The organism is Pseudovibrio sp. FO-BEG1 (assembly GCF_000236645.1).
Taxonomy (GTDB): domain Bacteria; phylum Pseudomonadota; class Alphaproteobacteria; order Rhizobiales; family Stappiaceae; genus Pseudovibrio.
The window spans coordinates 4784099-4801147 of sequence record NC_016642.1 but is presented as its reverse complement, the minus strand read 5'-3'; the positions used below and the strand labels follow the sequence as shown (position 1 = coordinate 4801147).

General features: G+C 52.7%; 20 protein-coding genes. 11 read left to right on the top strand and 9 right to left on the bottom strand.

Annotated elements, in window-relative coordinates; genetic code table 11:
- The first annotated feature begins 97 nt into the window (after positions 1-97).
- The 6 genes from PSE_RS21595 (at position 98) to PSE_RS21570 (ending at position 4540) form a co-directional block, all read left to right on the top strand.
- Positions 98-970, top strand: coding sequence for an S-methyl-5'-thioadenosine phosphorylase (locus tag PSE_RS21595; protein ID WP_014286753.1), 873 nt, complete (start codon positions 98-100; stop codon positions 968-970).
- Between the two features lie 80 nt (positions 971-1050).
- Positions 1051-1605 carry an adenine phosphoribosyltransferase gene (locus PSE_RS21590; RefSeq protein ID WP_037036260.1) on the top strand — a complete coding sequence of 185 codons (555 nt, stop codon included), beginning with the start codon at positions 1051-1053 and terminating at the stop codon, positions 1603-1605.
- The gene (bluB, locus tag PSE_RS21585) at positions 1602-2312 is read left to right on the top strand and encodes a 5,6-dimethylbenzimidazole synthase (RefSeq protein WP_041768749.1); all 711 of its coding nucleotides are present in this window, start codon (positions 1602-1604) and stop codon (positions 2310-2312) included. Before PSE_RS21590 ends, bluB begins: the two co-directional genes overlap by 4 nt.
- The gene (locus PSE_RS21580) at positions 2297-2791 is read left to right on the top strand and encodes a GNAT family N-acetyltransferase (RefSeq protein WP_014286750.1); all 495 of its coding nucleotides are present in this window, start codon (positions 2297-2299) and stop codon (positions 2789-2791) included. The genes bluB and PSE_RS21580 overlap by 16 nt, the downstream gene beginning before the upstream one ends.
- A 69-nt stretch (positions 2792-2860) precedes the next feature.
- Positions 2861-3655, top strand: coding sequence for a DeoR/GlpR family DNA-binding transcription regulator (locus PSE_RS21575; RefSeq protein ID WP_041768748.1), 795 nt, complete (start codon positions 2861-2863; stop codon positions 3653-3655).
- 75 nt (positions 3656-3730) lie between these two features.
- Positions 3731-4540: a DeoR/GlpR family DNA-binding transcription regulator gene (locus tag PSE_RS21570; protein ID WP_208982168.1), complete on the top strand. Its 810-nt coding sequence runs from the start codon at positions 3731-3733 to the stop codon at positions 4538-4540.
- A gap of 78 nt (positions 4541-4618) precedes the next feature.
- Here the strand turns inward: PSE_RS21570 and ychF are convergent, their stop codons facing one another.
- The 9 genes from ychF to lgt all read right to left on the bottom strand — a co-directional run bounded on the left by ychF (position 4619) and on the right by lgt (position 13041).
- Positions 4619-5719 carry a redox-regulated ATPase YchF gene (gene ychF, locus PSE_RS21565; RefSeq protein WP_014286748.1) on the bottom strand — a complete coding sequence of 367 codons (1101 nt, stop codon included), beginning with the start codon at positions 5717-5719 and terminating at the stop codon, positions 4619-4621.
- Positions 5720-6484: an aminoacyl-tRNA hydrolase gene (gene pth, locus PSE_RS21560; protein ID WP_014286747.1), complete on the bottom strand. Its 765-nt coding sequence runs from the start codon at positions 6482-6484 to the stop codon at positions 5720-5722.
- Positions 6485-6515: 31 nt separating this feature from the next.
- Complete coding sequence (locus tag PSE_RS21555; protein WP_008548139.1) at positions 6516-7130, bottom strand: 50S ribosomal protein L25/general stress protein Ctc; 615 nt, start codon at positions 7128-7130, stop codon at positions 6516-6518.
- Between the two features lie 214 nt (positions 7131-7344).
- Entirely contained in the window at positions 7345-8280 is a 936-nt protein-coding gene (locus tag PSE_RS21550; RefSeq protein WP_008547515.1) for a ribose-phosphate pyrophosphokinase, read from the bottom strand.
- A gap of 235 nt (positions 8281-8515) precedes the next feature.
- Positions 8516-9019 carry a hypothetical protein gene (locus PSE_RS21545; protein ID WP_041768747.1) on the bottom strand — a complete coding sequence of 168 codons (504 nt, stop codon included), beginning with the start codon at positions 9017-9019 and terminating at the stop codon, positions 8516-8518.
- 76 nt (positions 9020-9095) lie between these two features.
- Positions 9096-10256: a Xaa-Pro peptidase family protein gene (locus PSE_RS21540; protein ID WP_193384376.1), complete on the bottom strand. Its 1161-nt coding sequence runs from the start codon at positions 10254-10256 to the stop codon at positions 9096-9098.
- A gap of 71 nt (positions 10257-10327) precedes the next feature.
- On the bottom strand, positions 10328-11095 hold the full coding sequence (pgeF, locus tag PSE_RS21535) for a peptidoglycan editing factor PgeF (RefSeq protein WP_014286744.1): 768 nt from the start codon (positions 11093-11095) through the stop codon (positions 10328-10330).
- 24 nt (positions 11096-11119) lie between these two features.
- Positions 11120-12211 carry a class I SAM-dependent methyltransferase gene (locus PSE_RS21530; protein ID WP_014286743.1) on the bottom strand — a complete coding sequence of 364 codons (1092 nt, stop codon included), beginning with the start codon at positions 12209-12211 and terminating at the stop codon, positions 11120-11122.
- The gene (lgt, locus tag PSE_RS21525; protein ID WP_041768746.1) at positions 12208-13041 is read right to left on the bottom strand and encodes a prolipoprotein diacylglyceryl transferase; all 834 of its coding nucleotides are present in this window, start codon (positions 13039-13041) and stop codon (positions 12208-12210) included. Before lgt ends, PSE_RS21530 begins: the two co-directional genes overlap by 4 nt.
- 385 nt (positions 13042-13426) lie before the next feature.
- On the opposite strand from lgt, the gene PSE_RS21520 reads away from it, so the two are divergent.
- From PSE_RS21520 to PSE_RS21500, 5 genes are all read left to right on the top strand, one after another.
- Positions 13427-13699, top strand: a complete 273-nt coding sequence (locus PSE_RS21520) for an accessory factor UbiK family protein (RefSeq protein WP_014286740.1) — start codon at positions 13427-13429, stop codon at positions 13697-13699.
- A 308-nt stretch (positions 13700-14007) separates the two neighbouring features.
- Positions 14008-14508, top strand: a complete 501-nt coding sequence (locus PSE_RS21515; protein ID WP_014286739.1) for a YbjN domain-containing protein — start codon at positions 14008-14010, stop codon at positions 14506-14508.
- 5 nt (positions 14509-14513) lie between these two features.
- The gene (gene proC, locus PSE_RS21510; protein WP_014286738.1) at positions 14514-15326 is read left to right on the top strand and encodes a pyrroline-5-carboxylate reductase; all 813 of its coding nucleotides are present in this window, start codon (positions 14514-14516) and stop codon (positions 15324-15326) included.
- A gap of 273 nt (positions 15327-15599) precedes the next feature.
- Positions 15600-16292 (top strand): hypothetical protein, encoded by a 693-nt coding sequence (locus tag PSE_RS21505; protein WP_008547577.1) that lies wholly within the window; start codon positions 15600-15602, stop codon positions 16290-16292.
- 36 nt (positions 16293-16328) lie between these two features.
- Positions 16329-16685: a tRNA-binding protein gene (locus PSE_RS21500; protein ID WP_014286737.1), complete on the top strand. Its 357-nt coding sequence runs from the start codon at positions 16329-16331 to the stop codon at positions 16683-16685.
- The last annotated feature ends 364 nt before the right edge of the window (positions 16686-17049 follow it).

Genomic DNA, 17049 nt, shown 5'->3' with positions numbered 1-17049 from the left:
TTTTTTGGGGTTGGCGTCTGGATTTGATGTAGTGCCAACTTCACGTGACTGAATCAGGTAAAGTGCACTGAAACTGGCTATAAGCGGAGAGAGCGATATGCAGGCGGTTCTGGGTATTATCGGAGGTTCTGGCCTCTACAATATTCCTGGTTTTGAAAATGCTCGATGGGAGCGGATTGAAAGCCCATGGGGTGAGCCAAGCGATGATGTCTGTATTGGCGAGATTGATGGCCTGAAGGTTGTCTTCCTGCCGCGTCACGGTCGTGGCCACGTGCATTCTCCAACTGAGATCAACTACTGCGCAAACATTGACGTGCTCAAGCGTGCTGGTGTGACGGATCTAATCTCCGTCAGTGCTTGCGGTTCTTTGAAAGAAGAGTATGCGCCGGGAACATTCGTGCTGGTTGATCAGTTTATTGACCGGACGTTTGCCCGCGAGAAGAGCTTCTTCGGCACTGGCTGTGTGGCGCACGTTTCTGTGGCGGACCCAGTTTCACCGTTACTGGTGGATGTGGTGGAAGGTGCCTGTCAAGAAGAGGGCCTTACGTATAGCCGCGGTGGGACTTATCTGGCTATGGAAGGGCCGCAGTTTTCTTCTAAAGCTGAGAGCCATCTGTATCGTTCCTGGGGCTGTGACGTGATTGGCATGACGAACATGCCAGAAGCAAAGCTGGCCCGAGAAGCAGAAATCAGCTACTCAACGGTGGCAATGGTGACCGATTACGACAGCTGGCATGCTGATCATGGCAATGTCGATATCAATGCGATCATCAAGGTTCTGCATGAGAACGTGGAAAGCGCTCAGAAGCTTGTGCTGGCGGTGACCCGCAAACTGCCGAGAGAACATCAGCAATGCCCGATTGGCTCCAACACTGCGCTCGACTTTGCGATTATGACTGCTGAGGATAAACGAGATCCTGAGCTGCTTGCAAAGCTTGATGCTGTCGCTGGACGTGTGCTGAAAAAATAACTGATTACCTGAATGATCCTGAAGGCCCTGAGCGGAGGGCCTTTGACTGAAACAATGCAATTCAAAACGTGGAAATGACCATGACTGACACACTGAACACAATCTCAGAGGAGCTGATCGCGTCCATTCGCACGATCCCGGACTATCCGAAGGAAGGTATCCTGTTCCGCGATATCACGACGCTTCTGAGCGATCCTCGTGCGTTCCGCCGTGCGGTTGATGCACTGGTGCAGCCATGGGCTGGCTCCAAGATTGAGCAGGTTGCTGGTATTGAAGCGCGTGGCTTCATTCTGGGTGGTGCTGTAGCTCACCAGTTGTCTGCTGGTTTCCTGCCTGTGCGCAAAAAGGGTAAGCTGCCGTTCAAGACCATCGAGCAAGAGTATGAGCTTGAGTATGGCACGGACACCATTGAAATCCATTGTGATGCTGTGAAGCCGGGTGAGAAGGTTATTCTGGTGGATGACCTGATTGCGACCGGTGGTACGGCAGAAGCGGCTGTGAAGCTGCTGAGAAGTGCTGGTGCTGACATTGTGGCGGCTTGCTTCATTGTCGATTTGCCAGAACTGCAAGGACGTGCAAAACTGGAAGCTCTGGACGTTCCTGTCAGGACATTGGTGGAGTTTCCCGGTCATTGAATGACGCCTTTGTAGAGCAAGGCCCGCAGTTTTCTGAGGCCTTCAACCAAGATTTTGAATTGCTTTTGAAATGGCGCAGGGATGTGCGCCATTTCAAGCAAGACATGATTGATCGCGAAACCGTTGAAGAGCTTTTGCGATTAACTGATCTATCCCCAAGCGTCGGCAACAGTCAGCCATGGCGCTTTATCGAGGTAAGTCAGCCCTCAAACCGAGAGGCGGTGTATCTCAATTTCCAACAGGCAAATGCAGAGGCCCTGACAGGCTACAAGGGAGAGCGTGCGGAGAGCTATGCCGAGCTCAAGCTGCAGGGTTTGACCGATGCTCCGCTGCAGTTCGCCGTTTTTTGTGATCTTGAACCAACACAGGGAGCAGGGCTGGGACGGCAGACCATGCCGGAGACGCTGGCCTATTCTTGTGTTAGCGCAATTAACTGCCTTTGGCTTGCTGCTAGAGCGAAAGGCATTGGCGTTGGTTGGGTGTCTATTCTCAATCCAGATGGTGTCGGAAAGCTGTTTGGCGTTCCGGACAGCTGGAAGTTCGTAGCCTATCTGTGCATTGGCTACCCGGTTGAGAATAACCTGACGCCCGAACTTCAACGCACCGGCTGGCAGGCACGTACTGCCACTGAATTGCGAATGTTAAAAGATATTGATCTAGTTAGGCCAGAAGCCAAACAGGAGTCTTCTTCGTGTCAATCCAAGTAAGAGCAATTGAGCCAGAAGATCGAGAGCAGGTTGTTGAACTGCTCGTGAACCGGTGGACCAGTCCTGAGCAGTTGCTTGATGGCGAGATGGTGGATGCATCCAAGTTGCCGGGATACCTTGCTCTGGATGAAGGTCGTCTGGTTGGCATGATTACGCTGATCAAACGCGAGCAGGAATGGGAGATCCTTACTCTCGATTCGTTGCAGCGCTGGGGTGGTATCGGAACGCTTTTGCTGGATGCCTCTGTTGATGCCGCTCGTAAAGACGGTATTGGCCGCATCATGGTGCGTACTTCCAACGACAATCTGGATGCATTTCGGTTTTATCAGAGACGCAGCTTCCGTTTAGAGAAAGTCGTTCAGGGCGTCATCGATGAAGAACGTAAGTTAAAACCCGAAATACCAGTCACAGGTCTGCACGGAATACCGTTGCGTGATGAGGTGATTTTTGGTCGGGACATAACCGGGAATCGATCTTAGCTTTACTTTCAAACGGTCTTTGACTAACTTTGTGAAAGTTTAAATAAAATTGTAACTGAGGGTTGTGTTGTGATCGTCCGCATAATCGAATTGGTGCGACGCTATAGAACGATACGGCTCTCCTTACTGGCCACTGTCCTGGATTGCTCTGTCGACGAGATCCTGTATGCGGTAGATGGGCTGGAAAACAATGCTATCATGCGCGTGCGGGGCAACTCGCTGGTTTCCAATGAAGCCATCGCCGAGAGCGACATCAGCGTGCGCATGCATTCCCGCTTTGCAGAGAAGAACGCCGTTGGCAAACTGGCAGCCAGCCTGATCAAGGATGGCGACCGTCTTCTGATTGAAGCAGGGAGTACACTTTCCCTTTTTGCCAATCATCTGAAAGAGAAGAAAGACTTGTCCGTTGCGACCACCAGTCCGCTGATTGCTGAGAGCCTTGTGCGTCACAGCCGGGCGTGCAGCGTGGAGCTGATTGGGGGCAAGCTGGCTGCTCATACGACAGCGCTTCATGGTGAGGAGACCATGGCGCGCATTCGTGATCTGGAGGTTGATTGGACCATTCTGAGCCCCACCAGCATGTGCATTCACAAAGGGGCCTGCTATTTTCATAAGGTCGATGCTGAAACGAGCTTATTGATGCAGCGTAGTGCGAAGAAAACTATGATGCTCAGTGATAGTTCTAAGTTAGGTGTCCCCAGCCGCTACACTGCGCAAACAATGCAAGGTGTAGATGTCTTTATTACTGATAATAATGGAGAATTAGGTTTTGCTGAAATAGAGCATCATCTTAAAAAAGCTCGCGTTTTTCATGCGATTTCAGAAGATGCTGACAGCGAAGATTTCATTCTCTTGAATAGTTGATAAATTTTAATCTTTTTCGATAAAAATGAACGATGTTTACTACCGGAATAGTATCTTGGATCTAGGCCTACTTAGATGATTAATGACTTAATGGTGGACGTTCTGGCCAATCTGGTGAAACGCCACAGACGTATTTCTTTGACTGCTGCTGCAGATATTTTGGGAATGGACTTTGAAGAGCTTACAAGTCTGGCAAAGGTTTTGTCAGAGCGTGAAGAGTTTGAGCTCTTTGATAATTCAATATGTTTTTTAATGCCGCGAGATCAGGATGCTTATCGAGTAAGGCTGCGCAGCCATTACATTGAGAAGTATGCCATTGGACGTCTTGCTGCCTCTTTCATTCAGGAAGGCGACCACGTGGTCGTTGAATCCGGAAGTACCATGACCATTCTTGCGCAGCACCTTGCGCAAGTTGAGCAGATCAGGGTTTCGACCAACTCCTATGCAGTTGCCTCCATGATTATTGGAGCGGAGACAGCTGCGGATATTCATGTGATTGGTGGACACCTTTACACGGACGGGCAGGGGGCGTTGGGTCCGATTGCTCTGGATACGGTTGCTGGACTGAACGCAGACTGGGGGATCATTTGTCCCGTTGGTTTGTCTGCGGAAGGTGATCTCATGTACTACGTGGAGGAAGAAGCCAAGTTTGCACGGGCTGTGATGGCCTCCTGCAAGCGGACGATGGTTTTGTGTAACTCCAGCAAGATCGGCGTGCCAAGCCGCTTTGTGGCCAATTCCTGCGCTCAGGCGGATATGCTGATTGTCGACAGTGGTGTTGAGCCAAGCATTCTGGATAGCCTTGTTGCACAGGGCGTGAAGGACGTGCATGTGGCTGATGTGGAAGCGGAAGCCTCCAGCGAGATTGTATTGCTCGATATCTGATTTTATTTCTTTGTTTCTAAACTAAAAAAGGCGCTCGATTGAGCGCCTTTTGTGTTTGTTGCGATTCTGGGTCGCCGATTAGGTGTTGAACTTGAACAGCAGTACGTCGCCGTCCTGAACAATGTATTCCTTGCCTTCGTCGCGCGCCTTACCAGCTTCTTTTGCTGGGGTTTCACCACCAAGCTCAACGTAGTCGTTGTATGCGATGGTCTGCGCGCGGATGAAACCGCGTTCGAAGTCGGTGTGGATCACGCCAGCTGCCTGAGGTGCTTTTGTACCGGCAACGATGGTCCATGCGCGGGTCTCTTTTGGACCTGCTGTGAAGTAGGTGATCAGCTCCAGAAGGCCGTAACCTGCGCGGATCAGGCGGTCGAGGCCAGGCTCTTCCAGACCCATATCTGCCATGTACTCACGCTGCTCTTCGTCTTCCAGCTGAGCGATTTCAGCTTCGATTGCTGCGGAAATGACAACAGAGGCTGCGCCTTGCTCTTCCGCCATGGCCTGAACCTTTGCAGAGAGGCTGTTGCCTTTGTCTGCGGATTCTTCTTCCACGTTACACACGTAGAGAACTGGCTTGGAGGTGAGCAGGTTGAGCATTTTCAGCTGCTTGATTTCTTCTGGATCAGTCAGGCCGAGTGCACGTACTGGCTTGCCGTCCTGAAGGATCGCAAGAGCCTGTTCCATGATTGGCAGGGCTGCTTTTGCGTCTTTGTCGCCTGACTTCGCTTTTTTCTCGAGCGGCGCGATGCGCTTTTCGAGGCTTTCCATGTCAGAAACCATCAGTTCGGTTTCGACAGTTTCAGCGTCAGCGATTGGGTCGATCTTGCCATCCACGTGCGTGATGTCATCGTTCTCGAAGCAGCGCAGAACGTGTGCGATTGCGTCTACTTCGCGGATGTTTGCGAGGAACTGGTTGCCCAGACCTTCACCCTTGGATGCACCGCGTACCAGACCTGCAATGTCCACGAAGGTCAGACGGGTCGGGATGATTTCCTTGGACTGCGCAATTGCAGCGATCTTGGACTGACGTGGATCCGGAACAGCAACGTCACCGGTGTTCGGCTCAATGGTGCAGAACGGATAGTTCGCTGCCTGAGCTGCTGCTGTCTTGGTCAGAGCGTTGAAGAGGGTAGACTTACCAACGTTAGGCAAGCCGACGATGCCGCACTGAAAACCCATTTACTCTTGTCCTTTCGATCCAAATAGCTGCTCAAGCGCTGAGGCGAGCGGCCCTTTTTTGTTAGCTTCTTTGTCCTGATAGCCGGTTGCTTTAGGCGCTGGCTTTTTTTCTGGCTCAGGCTTGGCGGTGTCCTGCTTTTTCTTTGCAGCCGCGTCGCGTGAGCTTTCCTTTTTATAAGGTTTGCCAGAGCCTTCCGGGCGGGTTGCCAATGTCACCTTGTTGGCGAACTGGTTGTCCTGATGCTGAGCAAGGAGAGGGGCGTTGTCTGCGACAGCCTCTAAAAGAGGTTCCAGCCACTCCTGATCCGCTTTTGCAAAGTCACCCAATACCCACTGATGCACACGGTCCTTATGGCCTGGGTGGCCGATGCCGAGGCGAACACGGCGATAAGCATCTGTGATGTGTGCTGTGATAGAGCGCAGACCATTGTGGCCGCCATGACCACCGCCATTTTTCAGGCGGAACTTGGCAGGAGGCAGGTCCAGCTCGTCATAGAGCACGACAACATCTTGAGGGGTGAGTTTGTAGAAACGGAGTGCTTCGCCTACGGAACGACCGCTTTCGTTCATGTAGGTTGTTGGCTTCATGAGCAGGACTTTTTCGCCTGCCAATGTGCCTTCAGAAACATGTGCCTGAAAGCGAGCCCGCCATGGGCTGAATGAGCTATGGCGGCGATGAATTTCATCTGCCGCCATGAACCCGATATTGTGACGATTATTCTCGTATTTAGGGCCTGGATTACCGAGGCCGACAAACAGCTTCATAGGTATGGTTCCAAGCCCTGAATTCAGAGAATTACTCTTCGCCTTCACCTTCTTCAGAAGCTTCGTCAGCTTCTTTCAGACCTGCAGGAGCTGCAATGGTGGAGATGGTGAAGTCACGGTCTGTGATGGTTGGTGCGCAACCAGCTGGCAGCTTAACAGCAGAGATGTGCTGGGAAGAGCCGAGGTCTGCTTCAGCCAGATCAACTTCGATAGCTTCTGGGATAGCAGTTGCTGGAACAGTCATTTCAACAGTGTGACGAACAACGTTCAGAACACCACCGCGCTTCAGACCTGGGGAAGTTTCTTCGTTCAGGAACTTCACTGGGATTTCAACTGTCAGAGTAGCGTCTGCAGAAACGCGCAGGAAGTCAACGTGCATCAGGGTGTCTTTAACCGGATGCAGCTGGAAGTCTTTTGCGATTACAGAAGTTTTTTCGCCGTTCAGGTCGATTGTACCGACGTGAGACAGGAAACCGCCCTTATGAAGGGTCATGGTTGCTTCTTTAAGAGGCAGGTTGATGGATACTGCTTCTTTTTTGTCGCCGTAGATTACTGCTGGTACAAGACCTTCACGACGAGCTGCACGAGCGGCCCCCTTGCCGGCCCGTTCACGCACCTGTGCTTTCAGCTCATAGCTGTTTGCCATGGTGGAATCTCCTAGTTTGATAATAAAAGTAAGGCCGCGGGAGCGACAGAATTCTGCGCTCAACTACGGCCAACTTTGTACGCCTCCTCCAAGGGTGTCGACGTACGCGGCTCGTATAGCTGAACTTCCTTTAAAGAGCAAGAGCAACCGTAGAGCCTACGATAAGAAAAACCGGGGCGTACCCCGGCTTCTCAAAGCCTGTGATTAAAGCGAATTATGAATCGAACAAGCTGGAAACGGAACGTTCCTGCGATGTGCGGTTGATCGCTTCGCCCATCAGAGGGGCGATAGAAATGGTGCGGATGTTCGGAGCAGCCTGAACAGCAGCGGTTGGCTCGATGGAATCGGTGATCACCAGTTCCTTAAGCTTGGATGCGGAAACGCGTGCAACTGCGCCACCGGACAGCACGCCGTGCGTGATATAAGCGGTTACAGATTTTGCACCAGCGTTGAGCAGAGCATCCGCTGCGTTGCAGAGTGTTCCACCAGAGTCCACGATGTCGTCCACGAGGATACAGTCGTAGCCATTTACATCACCGATGATGTTCATGACTTCGGATTCTCCAGGCTTGTCGCGACGCTTATCAACGATGGACAGAGGAGCTTCGATGCGCTTTGCAAGTGCACGTGCGCGAACCACACCGCCAACATCCGGAGAAACAACCATGACGTTGGTTGTGTCGTAGCGCTCTTTGATGTCACGGGTCATCACAGGCGCGCCGTAGAGGTTGTCGGTTGGAATATCGAAGAAGCCCTGAATCTGGCCTGCATGCAGGTCGAGTGTGAGTACTCGGTCAGCACCGGCGTTGGTGATCAGATTGGCAACAAGTTTCGCAGAGACTGGCGTACGAGGCGCCGGCTTACGGTCCTGACGGGCGTAGCCAAAGTATGGAACCACTGCGGTAATACGACGTGCTGAGGAACGACGAAGCGCATCAATAATGATGAGCAGTTCCATCAGGTGGTCATTAGCCGGATAGCTTGTTGGCTGAATGACGAAGACGTCTTCACCGCGTACGTTCTCCTGGATTTCAACGTAGATTTCTTGGTCTGCAAAGCGGCGAACCTGGCACTTCGCCAATGGTACATCAAGATACTTTGAAATTTGCTCAGCCAGCGCGCGATTGGAGTTACCCGCGACGATTTTCATAACCCGCAAGTCCTTCTTGGGCTTTGATCTCACAACCCGACTTTCGCCGGTAGTGAGGTGGAAATTTGCGTCCCTTGGTGGAACCCGATTTCTTCTGGTAAGGCCCCCTGACGGGTCGCCTTGGGGCGCCTTTTAGCAACCTCGTCTTAAGCCGACAATAGCCAGAACGCACAGCAGCTCAGCTTTTTTGCAAAAGCTGAGCTGCATAATTGGGTATCTATTTGATTTTATTAGGTCACTTGCTGTGTAACCATGCTTCTAAAGAAGCAATAGTTCTTGAGGCAATTCTCTGCAGCGCGTCGCTGGAAACATCGTTCCAAGGGTCGCCAGAGTTGCCGCCTGTCTGCTCCTGGCCGTCAATTCTGTGAACGCGGTTGCCGTTTGCATCAATAATATCAAATACATAGAAGACGGTGGTGGTGTACTGGTCACCCGCTGCGGTCAAGAATCCTTTGACTCGGTAGGTTGCTGGCGCGCCAACGCGTCTGACGAGGTTGAGATTCGCTGCTGCTGCGCGATTCCCCAGTTCCTCAGAGAGATCGTCAGCAATGTTGCCAGGCAGGCCGGTCAGCTGTTCGAAGGCGAACGTTGCTTTGGCCGGAGATACAGCAGGAGGAGCAGACTTGGTTTCAATCATGTCCCCGATGCTGGACGGGGGAATAGGGTTTGCCGCACAGCCTGCAAGAATTGCCATAGCGGCAATGATTAATACCCGAGGTGAAAGTACGAGCTTCAGCATGTCAGTCCTTAAAGTCCATTCAAAGAATCAGCGAGGGGTGCCCCAGTAGATTCGTAAAGAATAATTATGGCAGTCTTTACCCTGCCTTCACAGGGAGGTCGAGAGAAAGCTGTGATAAGCTTTCTGGCCCATCTGCGTGTGTGATGTAAGTTTGGCCCAAAGTCATGGCAGTTTCGCTGTCGGAATCCATGATGATCATGTGCATAAACAACACCATGTTTTCCTGAATTTCATGTGCATTTTCTTTGAAGGCCATATATGGCGGCTCCATCCAGCTTGGTGTGAAGCGGGCACCAAGGGAATATCCGCAGGCATTGAGGCGATGTGGCATCAGGCCGCGATCATCCAGAATATGAGCGTGTGCGGCAAACAGATCGCCAAAGGTGTTGCCAACCTGCATGGCCTGTTCAACGGCAATCATCGCGTCTTTTGCGGCTTGATGAAGCTCCAGATGGCGCGGGGTTGGTTCACCCAGAATAACGGTGCGGATGGCGGCTGCGTGGTAGTGGCGGTAAACGCCTGCCCACTCCAACGTGAGCTGATCATTTTCTGAGAGCGATCTGCGGCCAGATTTGTAGCGACAGAGCAGGGCGTCCGGGCCGGAGCCGATGACGAATTCGTTGGCTGGGTAGTCGCCGCCGCCTTCGAAGATGGTACTTTGCATCTTTGCAAGGATGCGGCCTTCATCAGCTCCCGGCTTGATTTCGTCCATAGCAGCGAGAAAGGCCTGATCGGCAAGCTTGCCAGCGGTTCGAACGTATTCCAACTCGGTTGGTGATTTGACCAGACGGAGTTCCTTGATGATGTCGGAAGCGTCATCCACGTCTGCGAAAGAATGGAGAGACTCGTCGAGCAAGCGACCATTGGCAGCGGTGAGGCCGTGGGTGTCGTACTCCACACCGATGCGGGTGCCGAGCAGGTCGAGGTCAAATAGCAGTTCTTTCACCTGACCAACCGGAGATTTGCCGGCCACATCCATCCAGAGGCGGATGTCTTTGAGGTTGGAGGTGTTGCGGGCCTGTCTGAGGTCTGCTGAGCGGGTGAGTAGGATTGGTTCTTCGCCCGGGCGATAAATCAGGCACTGGAAGAAGCAATAGCCGAAGGTGTCGAAACCCGTCAGCCAGTACATGCTTTCCTGCGCGAAGATCAGCAGGCAGTCCAGATTGCGCTCTTTGAGTTTTGCGTCCAGAGCAGCACGGCGCTCAGCAAATTCTTCCGGTGAAAAGTGCAGGGCCATGGTTTTCTCCCAATCCATAGTTTGCAACGCAATCTGAAACAGAACTTACTCTTGCTCGCCCGCCAGCACAATCAGGCGGTTAACATGATAGTTGATATTTGGCGCCCGTAATCTGGTTCTTTGTTATGGGTGGTTCTTCGGTAGGAGAAGAACCTATCCGCATCTGCATAGGTACAGAGTTTCAGGTCGATGATCTCTTTCAGGCCCAGTTGGTCGAGCTGTGCTTTGATGAACGCTGGCAGGTCAAACATGCTGTGTAGTGGCTTTTCGGAAGGCACAAAGAAGCGTTGGTTGTCCTGAGATTGTTCGAGGAAGCGCAGGGCAAACTCTGGGCCGACCTCATAGGCTTTCTGAGAGATCATCGGGCCCATCACAGCCGTGATGTTGGCTGGATCTGCACCAAGTTGCTGCATGGCTTTTACGGTGTTTGGCAGGATGCCGTCTACTGCGCCTTTCCAGCCGGAATGGGCAGCGCCGATGACACCGTTGTCCGGATCAACAAACAGGATCGGGCCGCAGTCCGCAGTCAGAATGCCGATGGCGACACCGGGTGTGTTGGTGACAAGGGCGTCGGCGCGTTTGTCGTCTTCTTCAGCAAATGGGCCTGTTACACTCAGCACTTTGGTGGAGTGGATCTGGTAGGGTGTGACCAAATGCTCTGGCGTGGTGCCGAGCTTTTCGGCAACGCGGCGGCGGTTTTCCAGCACATCCTCGCGGTTGTCGCTGGAGCCAAGGCCCACGTTGAGGCCCTTGTAGATGCCGGAGGAGACACCGCCTTCGCGGGTGAAGAAGCCATGTGAGATGTGTTGCATTGCTTCAAGCTCTGGCACTTTAATCATTGGCTTCTCCCGCGTTTGACTGGTTTAATTCTGAAAAGGAATTGGTTGTTCTGAAGTGTTGGTGATGCAGAGGACTTTGAACAGGGTGCCCATCTGATCATCGGCGGCAAGGCGCTCTACATCCTTGCGGATCTGGTCTTGATCCAGCGTGGATTTGCCTGCACCAAGCTGGCCAGCGCGTTCCAGCAGACCGAGGCCGAGCAGGAACTGGCCTTGTCCGATTGGGCCGTGTGCGTTGGCGCCTTCAGCAGCGGCTGCGTTTGCCAGTGCCTGAAAGTTGACGTGCGCGGTCAGATCCGCTTCGCCGCAATGTTCCAGCGTGGAGACGTACTCGTGCTTCTTGAGGGCCTGAAAGGTGTCGCCGGTGGCAGTCTTGGCGTAACCGTAGTCGATCAGCAGTGCTGCGCCGCCATTGGTTTTGAGGCGGTGGCCGATCTGGGAAGCAATGGCATTGGAGGCTGGTGACAGTTCCAGCGTATCGCCGATCTTTGCCTGCAGGTTCGCTTTGGCGACGTCTGCTGGTGACAAAGTGCCTGAGCCGATGCCGAACGTGAGGTTGCCCTCATCATCCAATCCGACACAGCGTTCGCGCCAGCCGGTGTCTGTCAGCTGGTACTGATGGATTGGCAGGGCGTCGAACAGCTCGTTGGCGACGAGCAGTGTCGGGCCTTCCGGGATGGTTTCCAGCGTGTCGTGCCATTTGATGGAGTACGCCTTCAGCAGCTTGCGCTGTGCTTTGCGCAAGGATGGGCTGGTTTCGACCAGATGGATCTGAATGTTGGCGAGCATCTGCGGACGTAGTGAAATTACGCGCAGGATGTCTTTCATTAGCGTGCCACGGCCCGGACCCATTTCCACCAGATGAACTGGTCCTTTGAGGTCCTGTGATAACCACTGGTGCAGAAACCATGCGCCGATGAGTTCGCCGAACAGCTGAGAAATCTCGGGTGCTGTGGTGAAGTCACCTTTTGCGCCGAAGGGCTGCTGGCGCATGTAATAGCCGTGCTCAGGATCGGACAGGCACAACGCCATATACTCGGCAACAGTCATTGGACCATGATCCGCAATGCGCTTTTTGATTTTTTCCTGAAGAGGCGTGGATGCGGAACCGGTCATTTTGCTTCTTTGTTTTCCGTATTTCTTTTAAGTGCCCAAGCCACGATAACGATACCGATCAGTACCATTGGCAGACTCAGCAGCATACCCATGGTGAAGAAGCCGGATAGATAGCCAATGTGTGCATCCGGAACACGGTAGAACTCTACAAAGGTGCGCGCCAGACCGTATCCAATTGCGAAGCTGCCTGCGAGCACGCCGGGCTTTTGCAGCAGTTTGAAGCGGTGAGACAGCAGGCGCAGTATGAGGAACAACAGGGCTCCTTCCAGTGCTGCTTCGTAAAGCTGGCTTGGGTGTCTTGGTTCTGGTCCGCCATTGGGGAACACGACAGCCCACGGCACATCCGTGACGCGGCCCCAAAGTTCGGAGTTGATGAAGTTGGCGATGCGTCCGAAGAAGAGACCGATCGGTGCGGCAATGGCAGCAAGGTCAAACATGGTCCAGCCGGACAGGCCGCGGGCTCTGGAGTAGATGAACAGCACGACAATCATGCCCAGCAGACCGCCATGGAAGGCCATACCGCCTTGCCAGACTGCAAGGATCTCGGTCGGGTTCGCCAGATAGTAAGGCAGATTGTAGAACAGCACGTAGCCCAAACGACCACCCAGCACGATGCCGAGTGTTGCCCACATGACGAAGTCGTCGATGTCGGTTCCTGTTGGATGAGCTGTCTTGCCCCAAAGATTGGTGTTGCGCACGGTCACGACCATATAGCGCCATGCGAGAAGAATTCCGGCGATATATGCCAGCGCATACCAACGGATGGCCAGTGGTCCGAACTCAATCAGAACCGGATCAATCATCGGGAAAGGTATGGCTAGGAGCGGCATATAAGATCCTTTTGTTTTTGGAGCGTACCTGTCGTCAGAACTCTTAGGGCTGTTCGCATTTATGTTGAAACGCCTGACCTGCTTTCGCTCATATTCTGCGTATCTTTATCCGAAAAACGGTCCCCACTTTTTGGAGATACGCTGTAGATTTGAGCGGTATGTGGTCATTTGATTGCAACGGATCAAGCAACAGACGCCCCGAATGAGCGAGCATTCCGACAACTAGAGGATTTGGTCAAGAGGTTTGTCGCAGGTGTTCAACACAAGCTTTCGGCATTTTACTGACAGGTTCTTTAGGGTTCTGGGCGCAAAACGGCTCTCAACGCTTGAAAGTGGCGGGCCAGACCAATACTTGTTTGAGAGAGATAAATTTTAAGAGGACGCCATGAGCCAGTCTCCTAATCGCATGTTCGACGAGTTTGCTAAGCTGATGACCGATGCAGCTGGTGTTGCACAGGGTGCCAAGCGGGAAGTCGAAACCGCATTCCGAGCACAGATCGAGCGTTTCATGTCGGATATGGATCTGGTGTCCCGCGATGAGTTTGACACAGTCAAAGACATGGCGATCAAGGCACTGGATGACGTCGAAAAGCTGGAAGAGCGCCTTGCAGCGCCTGGAAAAGCGCCTTGCAGAGCAGGACGAAAAAGCTGCCCCTGAAGACAAGGCATAATGCCCGCTGAAAATTACATGTGAATATGCTGTGGGCGGCTTTGAGTCGTCCACAATTTTCGCAATGAACTGTCTGTTCCCCCTATAGGGGAATGTCCAAGTCTATCGGTATATTGGCAAAAAAGAGGATTCGATGTGTTGCATCAATAGTTCCCGTGAAACCTTCTTGGTGGAACTTCCTTTGTAGCGCATGCTTCTATCTAAAGAGCACGTAAGTGTCTGGTCCATGATCACTCAACCCGCGTCCGTCCGGAGTGGGTAGATAAACCATTCCTCAAACGGAAAGAGGACCGGAAATGAGCCTTATTGAGTTCGGCACGGAACGCCCCCTGAATCCGGTTGATACGATCGAAAACCTTGCAACCGGTAACGACTGGTCCTTTGAACGACTTGGTGATGATGAAATTTCCATTTCGGTTACAGGGACTTGGTGCGACTATCATGTAACCTTCTCGTGGATGGAAGAGTTGGAAGCGCTGCATATGGCAAGCGCATTCGATCTGAAAGTCCCAGCCCCCCGCAAAGATGAGATTGTCCGCCTGCTTGCGTTGATCAACGAGCAGCAATGGATGGGCCACTTTGATATCTGGGGCCGCGAAGGTGTTGTTATTTTCCGTCAGTCTTTGCTGTTGGCTGGCGGTGCAGAAGCCAATTCTTCTCAGATAGAAGTCCTATTCTCAAATTCTCTTGATTCATGTGAGCGGTACTATCAGTCGTTCCAGTTTGTCGTGTGGGCTGGCAAAACAGCACAGGAAGCGATGGAAACTGTAATGTTTGAAACTGCCGGTGATGCATGAAATTAATGAATGAACGTCCGCTTGTTCTTATTGGAGCAGGCAAAATGGGTGGTGCCATGCTGTCCGGCTGGATGAAGCAGGGTATGGCACCAGAACATGTGGTTGTTGTTGACCCCAACCCACCTGCAGAGACGATTGAAGCCATCCGAGCACATGATCTGATCTGGCACAAAAGCGTGCCTGACGATGTTGTTGCCGGTGTGCTTCTGCTCGCTATCAAGCCACAAATGATGGAAGAGGTGCTGCCGACGCTTAAAAGTCTGGCAGATGAGCAGAGCGTGGTGTTTTCGGTGGCTGCTGGTACGACCATCAAACGGTTTAAGGATAACTTTGGTGCCGGGCAGCCGGTGGTTCGCGTCATTCCAAACACGCCTTCTCAGGTGGGTCGTGGTGTGACTGCTGGTTATGCCTCTGATGAGGTTCAGGATACGCAAAAGGCATTGATGAGTTCTCTGCTGGAATCCATCGGCGTGTTTTACTGGGTGGAAGCTGAAGAGCAGATTGATCTGGCAACGGCTGTGAGTGGTTCTGGCCCTGCCTACGTATTCCACTTGGTCGAAGCGATGAGCGCAGCTGGGCAACGTTTAGGCCTGAATGCAGAGTTGGCGGAAGCGCTTGCAAGAGGGACAGTGGCCGGTTCTGGTGAACTGCTACATCAATCCTCTGAGGATGCGGATGTTTTGCGTGAGAACGTGACCTCGCCGGGCGGCACAACAGCTGCGGCGCTTTCTGTGCTGATGGGTGATGATGCCCTGACCAATCTGATGAGCGATGCGGTTGCGAAAGCTGCGCACCGGGCAACAGAACTTGCTGATTAAGGCAGCTTTGGCGGTGCTGGAAGATCGCTTTCAGCAAGTTTCAAAATTACTCGATATTGACGTAAAGCCTCGGTTACTAGACTGAGGCTTTTTCTTTGTACGTGGGCTGTTCCTGTGTGTATGATTAAGTGTTGATGCGTAGTTGGAGCACGTTGCGTTCATTTACATTCACGCCCCGCACTCTAACTTCTTTAATGAAGCGGGTTCTCTGAGGTTGGTCCTGACCAATCTAACGGAATGCGTTTCAGAGTGTTGGCCATACAGGAGCGTACCATGCCTACTGAGAAGACCCATCAGAAAGTCGTCGCGAGTTTCATTGAGCTGCTGGAGACGCACCGGATTGAAGAAATCACCTATGCGGCGATTGCGGACAATGCGGGTGTAAAGATCGAAGTGGTGCGTGCGTGCTGTAATGGCAAACTGGACCTGCTTGCTGCCTTCATGCGGGAGATTGATCAGAAGGTTTTGAAAGAGCGCGACCCTGATCTCATGGATGAGACCCCTCGGGACCGCCTGTTTGACGTGCTGATGTGTCGTCTGGATCTTATGGAGCCGCACAGAGAGGCCATCCGAAACCTACGCAGAACAGTTGTTAAAGATCCCGCTCTGGCCATGCACATGCATAAGCTGGTGACACGCTCCATGAAATGGATGCTGGTCGCTGCTGGAATTGAGGAGTTCGGCCTGCGCAATGTGGGCATGTCGAATGCGTTGGCGCTGGGCTTTGAGCGGTTGGTGCGGGTGTGGCTGGAAGATGATGCGCCTGGACATCCTAAAGTTATGGTTGCCGTTGATGATATGTTGGCAAACGGCGAAAAATGGATGGGCCGTGCTTGCCGGGTAGAGAAAGTGGCGGCACCCTTTATTGAAGGGCTGGGCCGTTTGTGTCAGAGGCCACTGCGCCCAAAAGGCCAGAGTACGCCTCCATCAGCTGCTGCAAATGGTGGGGCTGAAGCCAGCCCCTGATGCGGTTGGCAATTAATTTGAGTTACTGAGAAGAATATGGACCAAAAAGAAACTACTAAAACCATCGGTATTGATGATTTTTTGAATGTGGATGTGCGTGTTGGCACCGTTATTGAAGCAGTTGATTTTCCAGAGGCGCGTAAGCCTGCTTACAAGCTGAAGATTGATTTTGGTGATGACATTGGCGTCAAAAAGACGTCTGCACAGATCACTGCGCATTATACGCCTGAGACGCTGGTTGGTCGTCAGGTGGTTGCTGTTGTGAATTTCCCGCCGCGCCAGATCGGCCCCTTTATGTCTGAGGTTCTGACCCTTGGGCTGGCTGATGAAAACGGCGATATTGTTCTGCTGCATCCTGACAGCAAGGTGCCAAATGGCGGGCGGATGCACTGACCCTTTTGTGGTTGTTCGGGCAGGGAGATGAAAACTTATCCCCCTGCTGTATTTCTCCCGTAGTCTAAACCCATGCCTACGTAACGGGCTGCTGGCGGAGCGACCGTCAGTTTGTCGTAGGCTGGGCGGGGCTATCGGAAGAGGTAATGCAGCTTTCGCTGGTCCGGTGAACCGAACTTCAAACGTGGCCGCATGGTTTGAGGGGAAGGGCCCAGGACTATAGGGTATCACGCGGTGACAGGCGTTGATGCACCGGCAGGGATAACCTGCTTTTGCTGATGTGCTTGTCAGAGACGGAGGAACTGTCTGGGCAGGGAAACCTGACTGGATAAGCCACTGTCTTTCCGGGAAACCGGCTATCGTG

Bases quoted from the DNA above. Each gene is read 5' to 3' on its own strand.
- PSE_RS21595 (WP_014286753.1), top strand. From the start codon at position 98: ATGCAGGCGGTTCTGGGTATTATCGGAGGTTCTGGCCTCTACAATATT.
- PSE_RS21590 (WP_037036260.1), top strand. From the start codon at position 1,051: ATGACTGACACACTGAACACAATCTCAGAGGAGCTGATCGCGTCCATT.
- PSE_RS21570 (WP_208982168.1), top strand. From the start codon at position 3,731: ATGATTAATGACTTAATGGTGGACGTTCTGGCCAATCTGGTGAAACGC.
- ychF (WP_014286748.1), bottom strand. From the start codon at position 5,719: ATGGGTTTTCAGTGCGGCATCGTCGGCTTGCCTAACGTTGGTAAGTCT.
- pth (WP_014286747.1), bottom strand. From the start codon at position 6,484: ATGAAGCTGTTTGTCGGCCTCGGTAATCCAGGCCCTAAATACGAGAAT.
- PSE_RS21555 (WP_008548139.1), bottom strand. From the start codon at position 7,130: ATGGCAAACAGCTATGAGCTGAAAGCACAGGTGCGTGAACGGGCCGGC.
- PSE_RS21550 (WP_008547515.1), bottom strand. From the start codon at position 8,280: ATGAAAATCGTCGCGGGTAACTCCAATCGCGCGCTGGCTGAGCAAATT.
- PSE_RS21545 (WP_041768747.1), bottom strand. From the start codon at position 9,019: ATGCTGAAGCTCGTACTTTCACCTCGGGTATTAATCATTGCCGCTATG.
- PSE_RS21540 (WP_193384376.1), bottom strand. From the start codon at position 10,256: ATGGCCCTGCACTTTTCACCGGAAGAATTTGCTGAGCGCCGTGCTGCT.
- pgeF (WP_014286744.1), bottom strand. From the start codon at position 11,095: ATGATTAAAGTGCCAGAGCTTGAAGCAATGCAACACATCTCACATGGC.
- PSE_RS21530 (WP_014286743.1), bottom strand. From the start codon at position 12,211: ATGACCGGTTCCGCATCCACGCCTCTTCAGGAAAAAATCAAAAAGCGC.
- lgt (WP_041768746.1), bottom strand. From the start codon at position 13,041: ATGCCGCTCCTAGCCATACCTTTCCCGATGATTGATCCGGTTCTGATT.
- PSE_RS21520 (WP_014286740.1), top strand. From the start codon at position 13,427: ATGAGCCAGTCTCCTAATCGCATGTTCGACGAGTTTGCTAAGCTGATG.
- PSE_RS21515 (WP_014286739.1), top strand. From the start codon at position 14,008: ATGAGCCTTATTGAGTTCGGCACGGAACGCCCCCTGAATCCGGTTGAT.
- proC (WP_014286738.1), top strand. From the start codon at position 14,514: ATGAATGAACGTCCGCTTGTTCTTATTGGAGCAGGCAAAATGGGTGGT.
- PSE_RS21505 (WP_008547577.1), top strand. From the start codon at position 15,600: ATGCCTACTGAGAAGACCCATCAGAAAGTCGTCGCGAGTTTCATTGAG.
- PSE_RS21500 (WP_014286737.1), top strand. From the start codon at position 16,329: ATGGACCAAAAAGAAACTACTAAAACCATCGGTATTGATGATTTTTTG.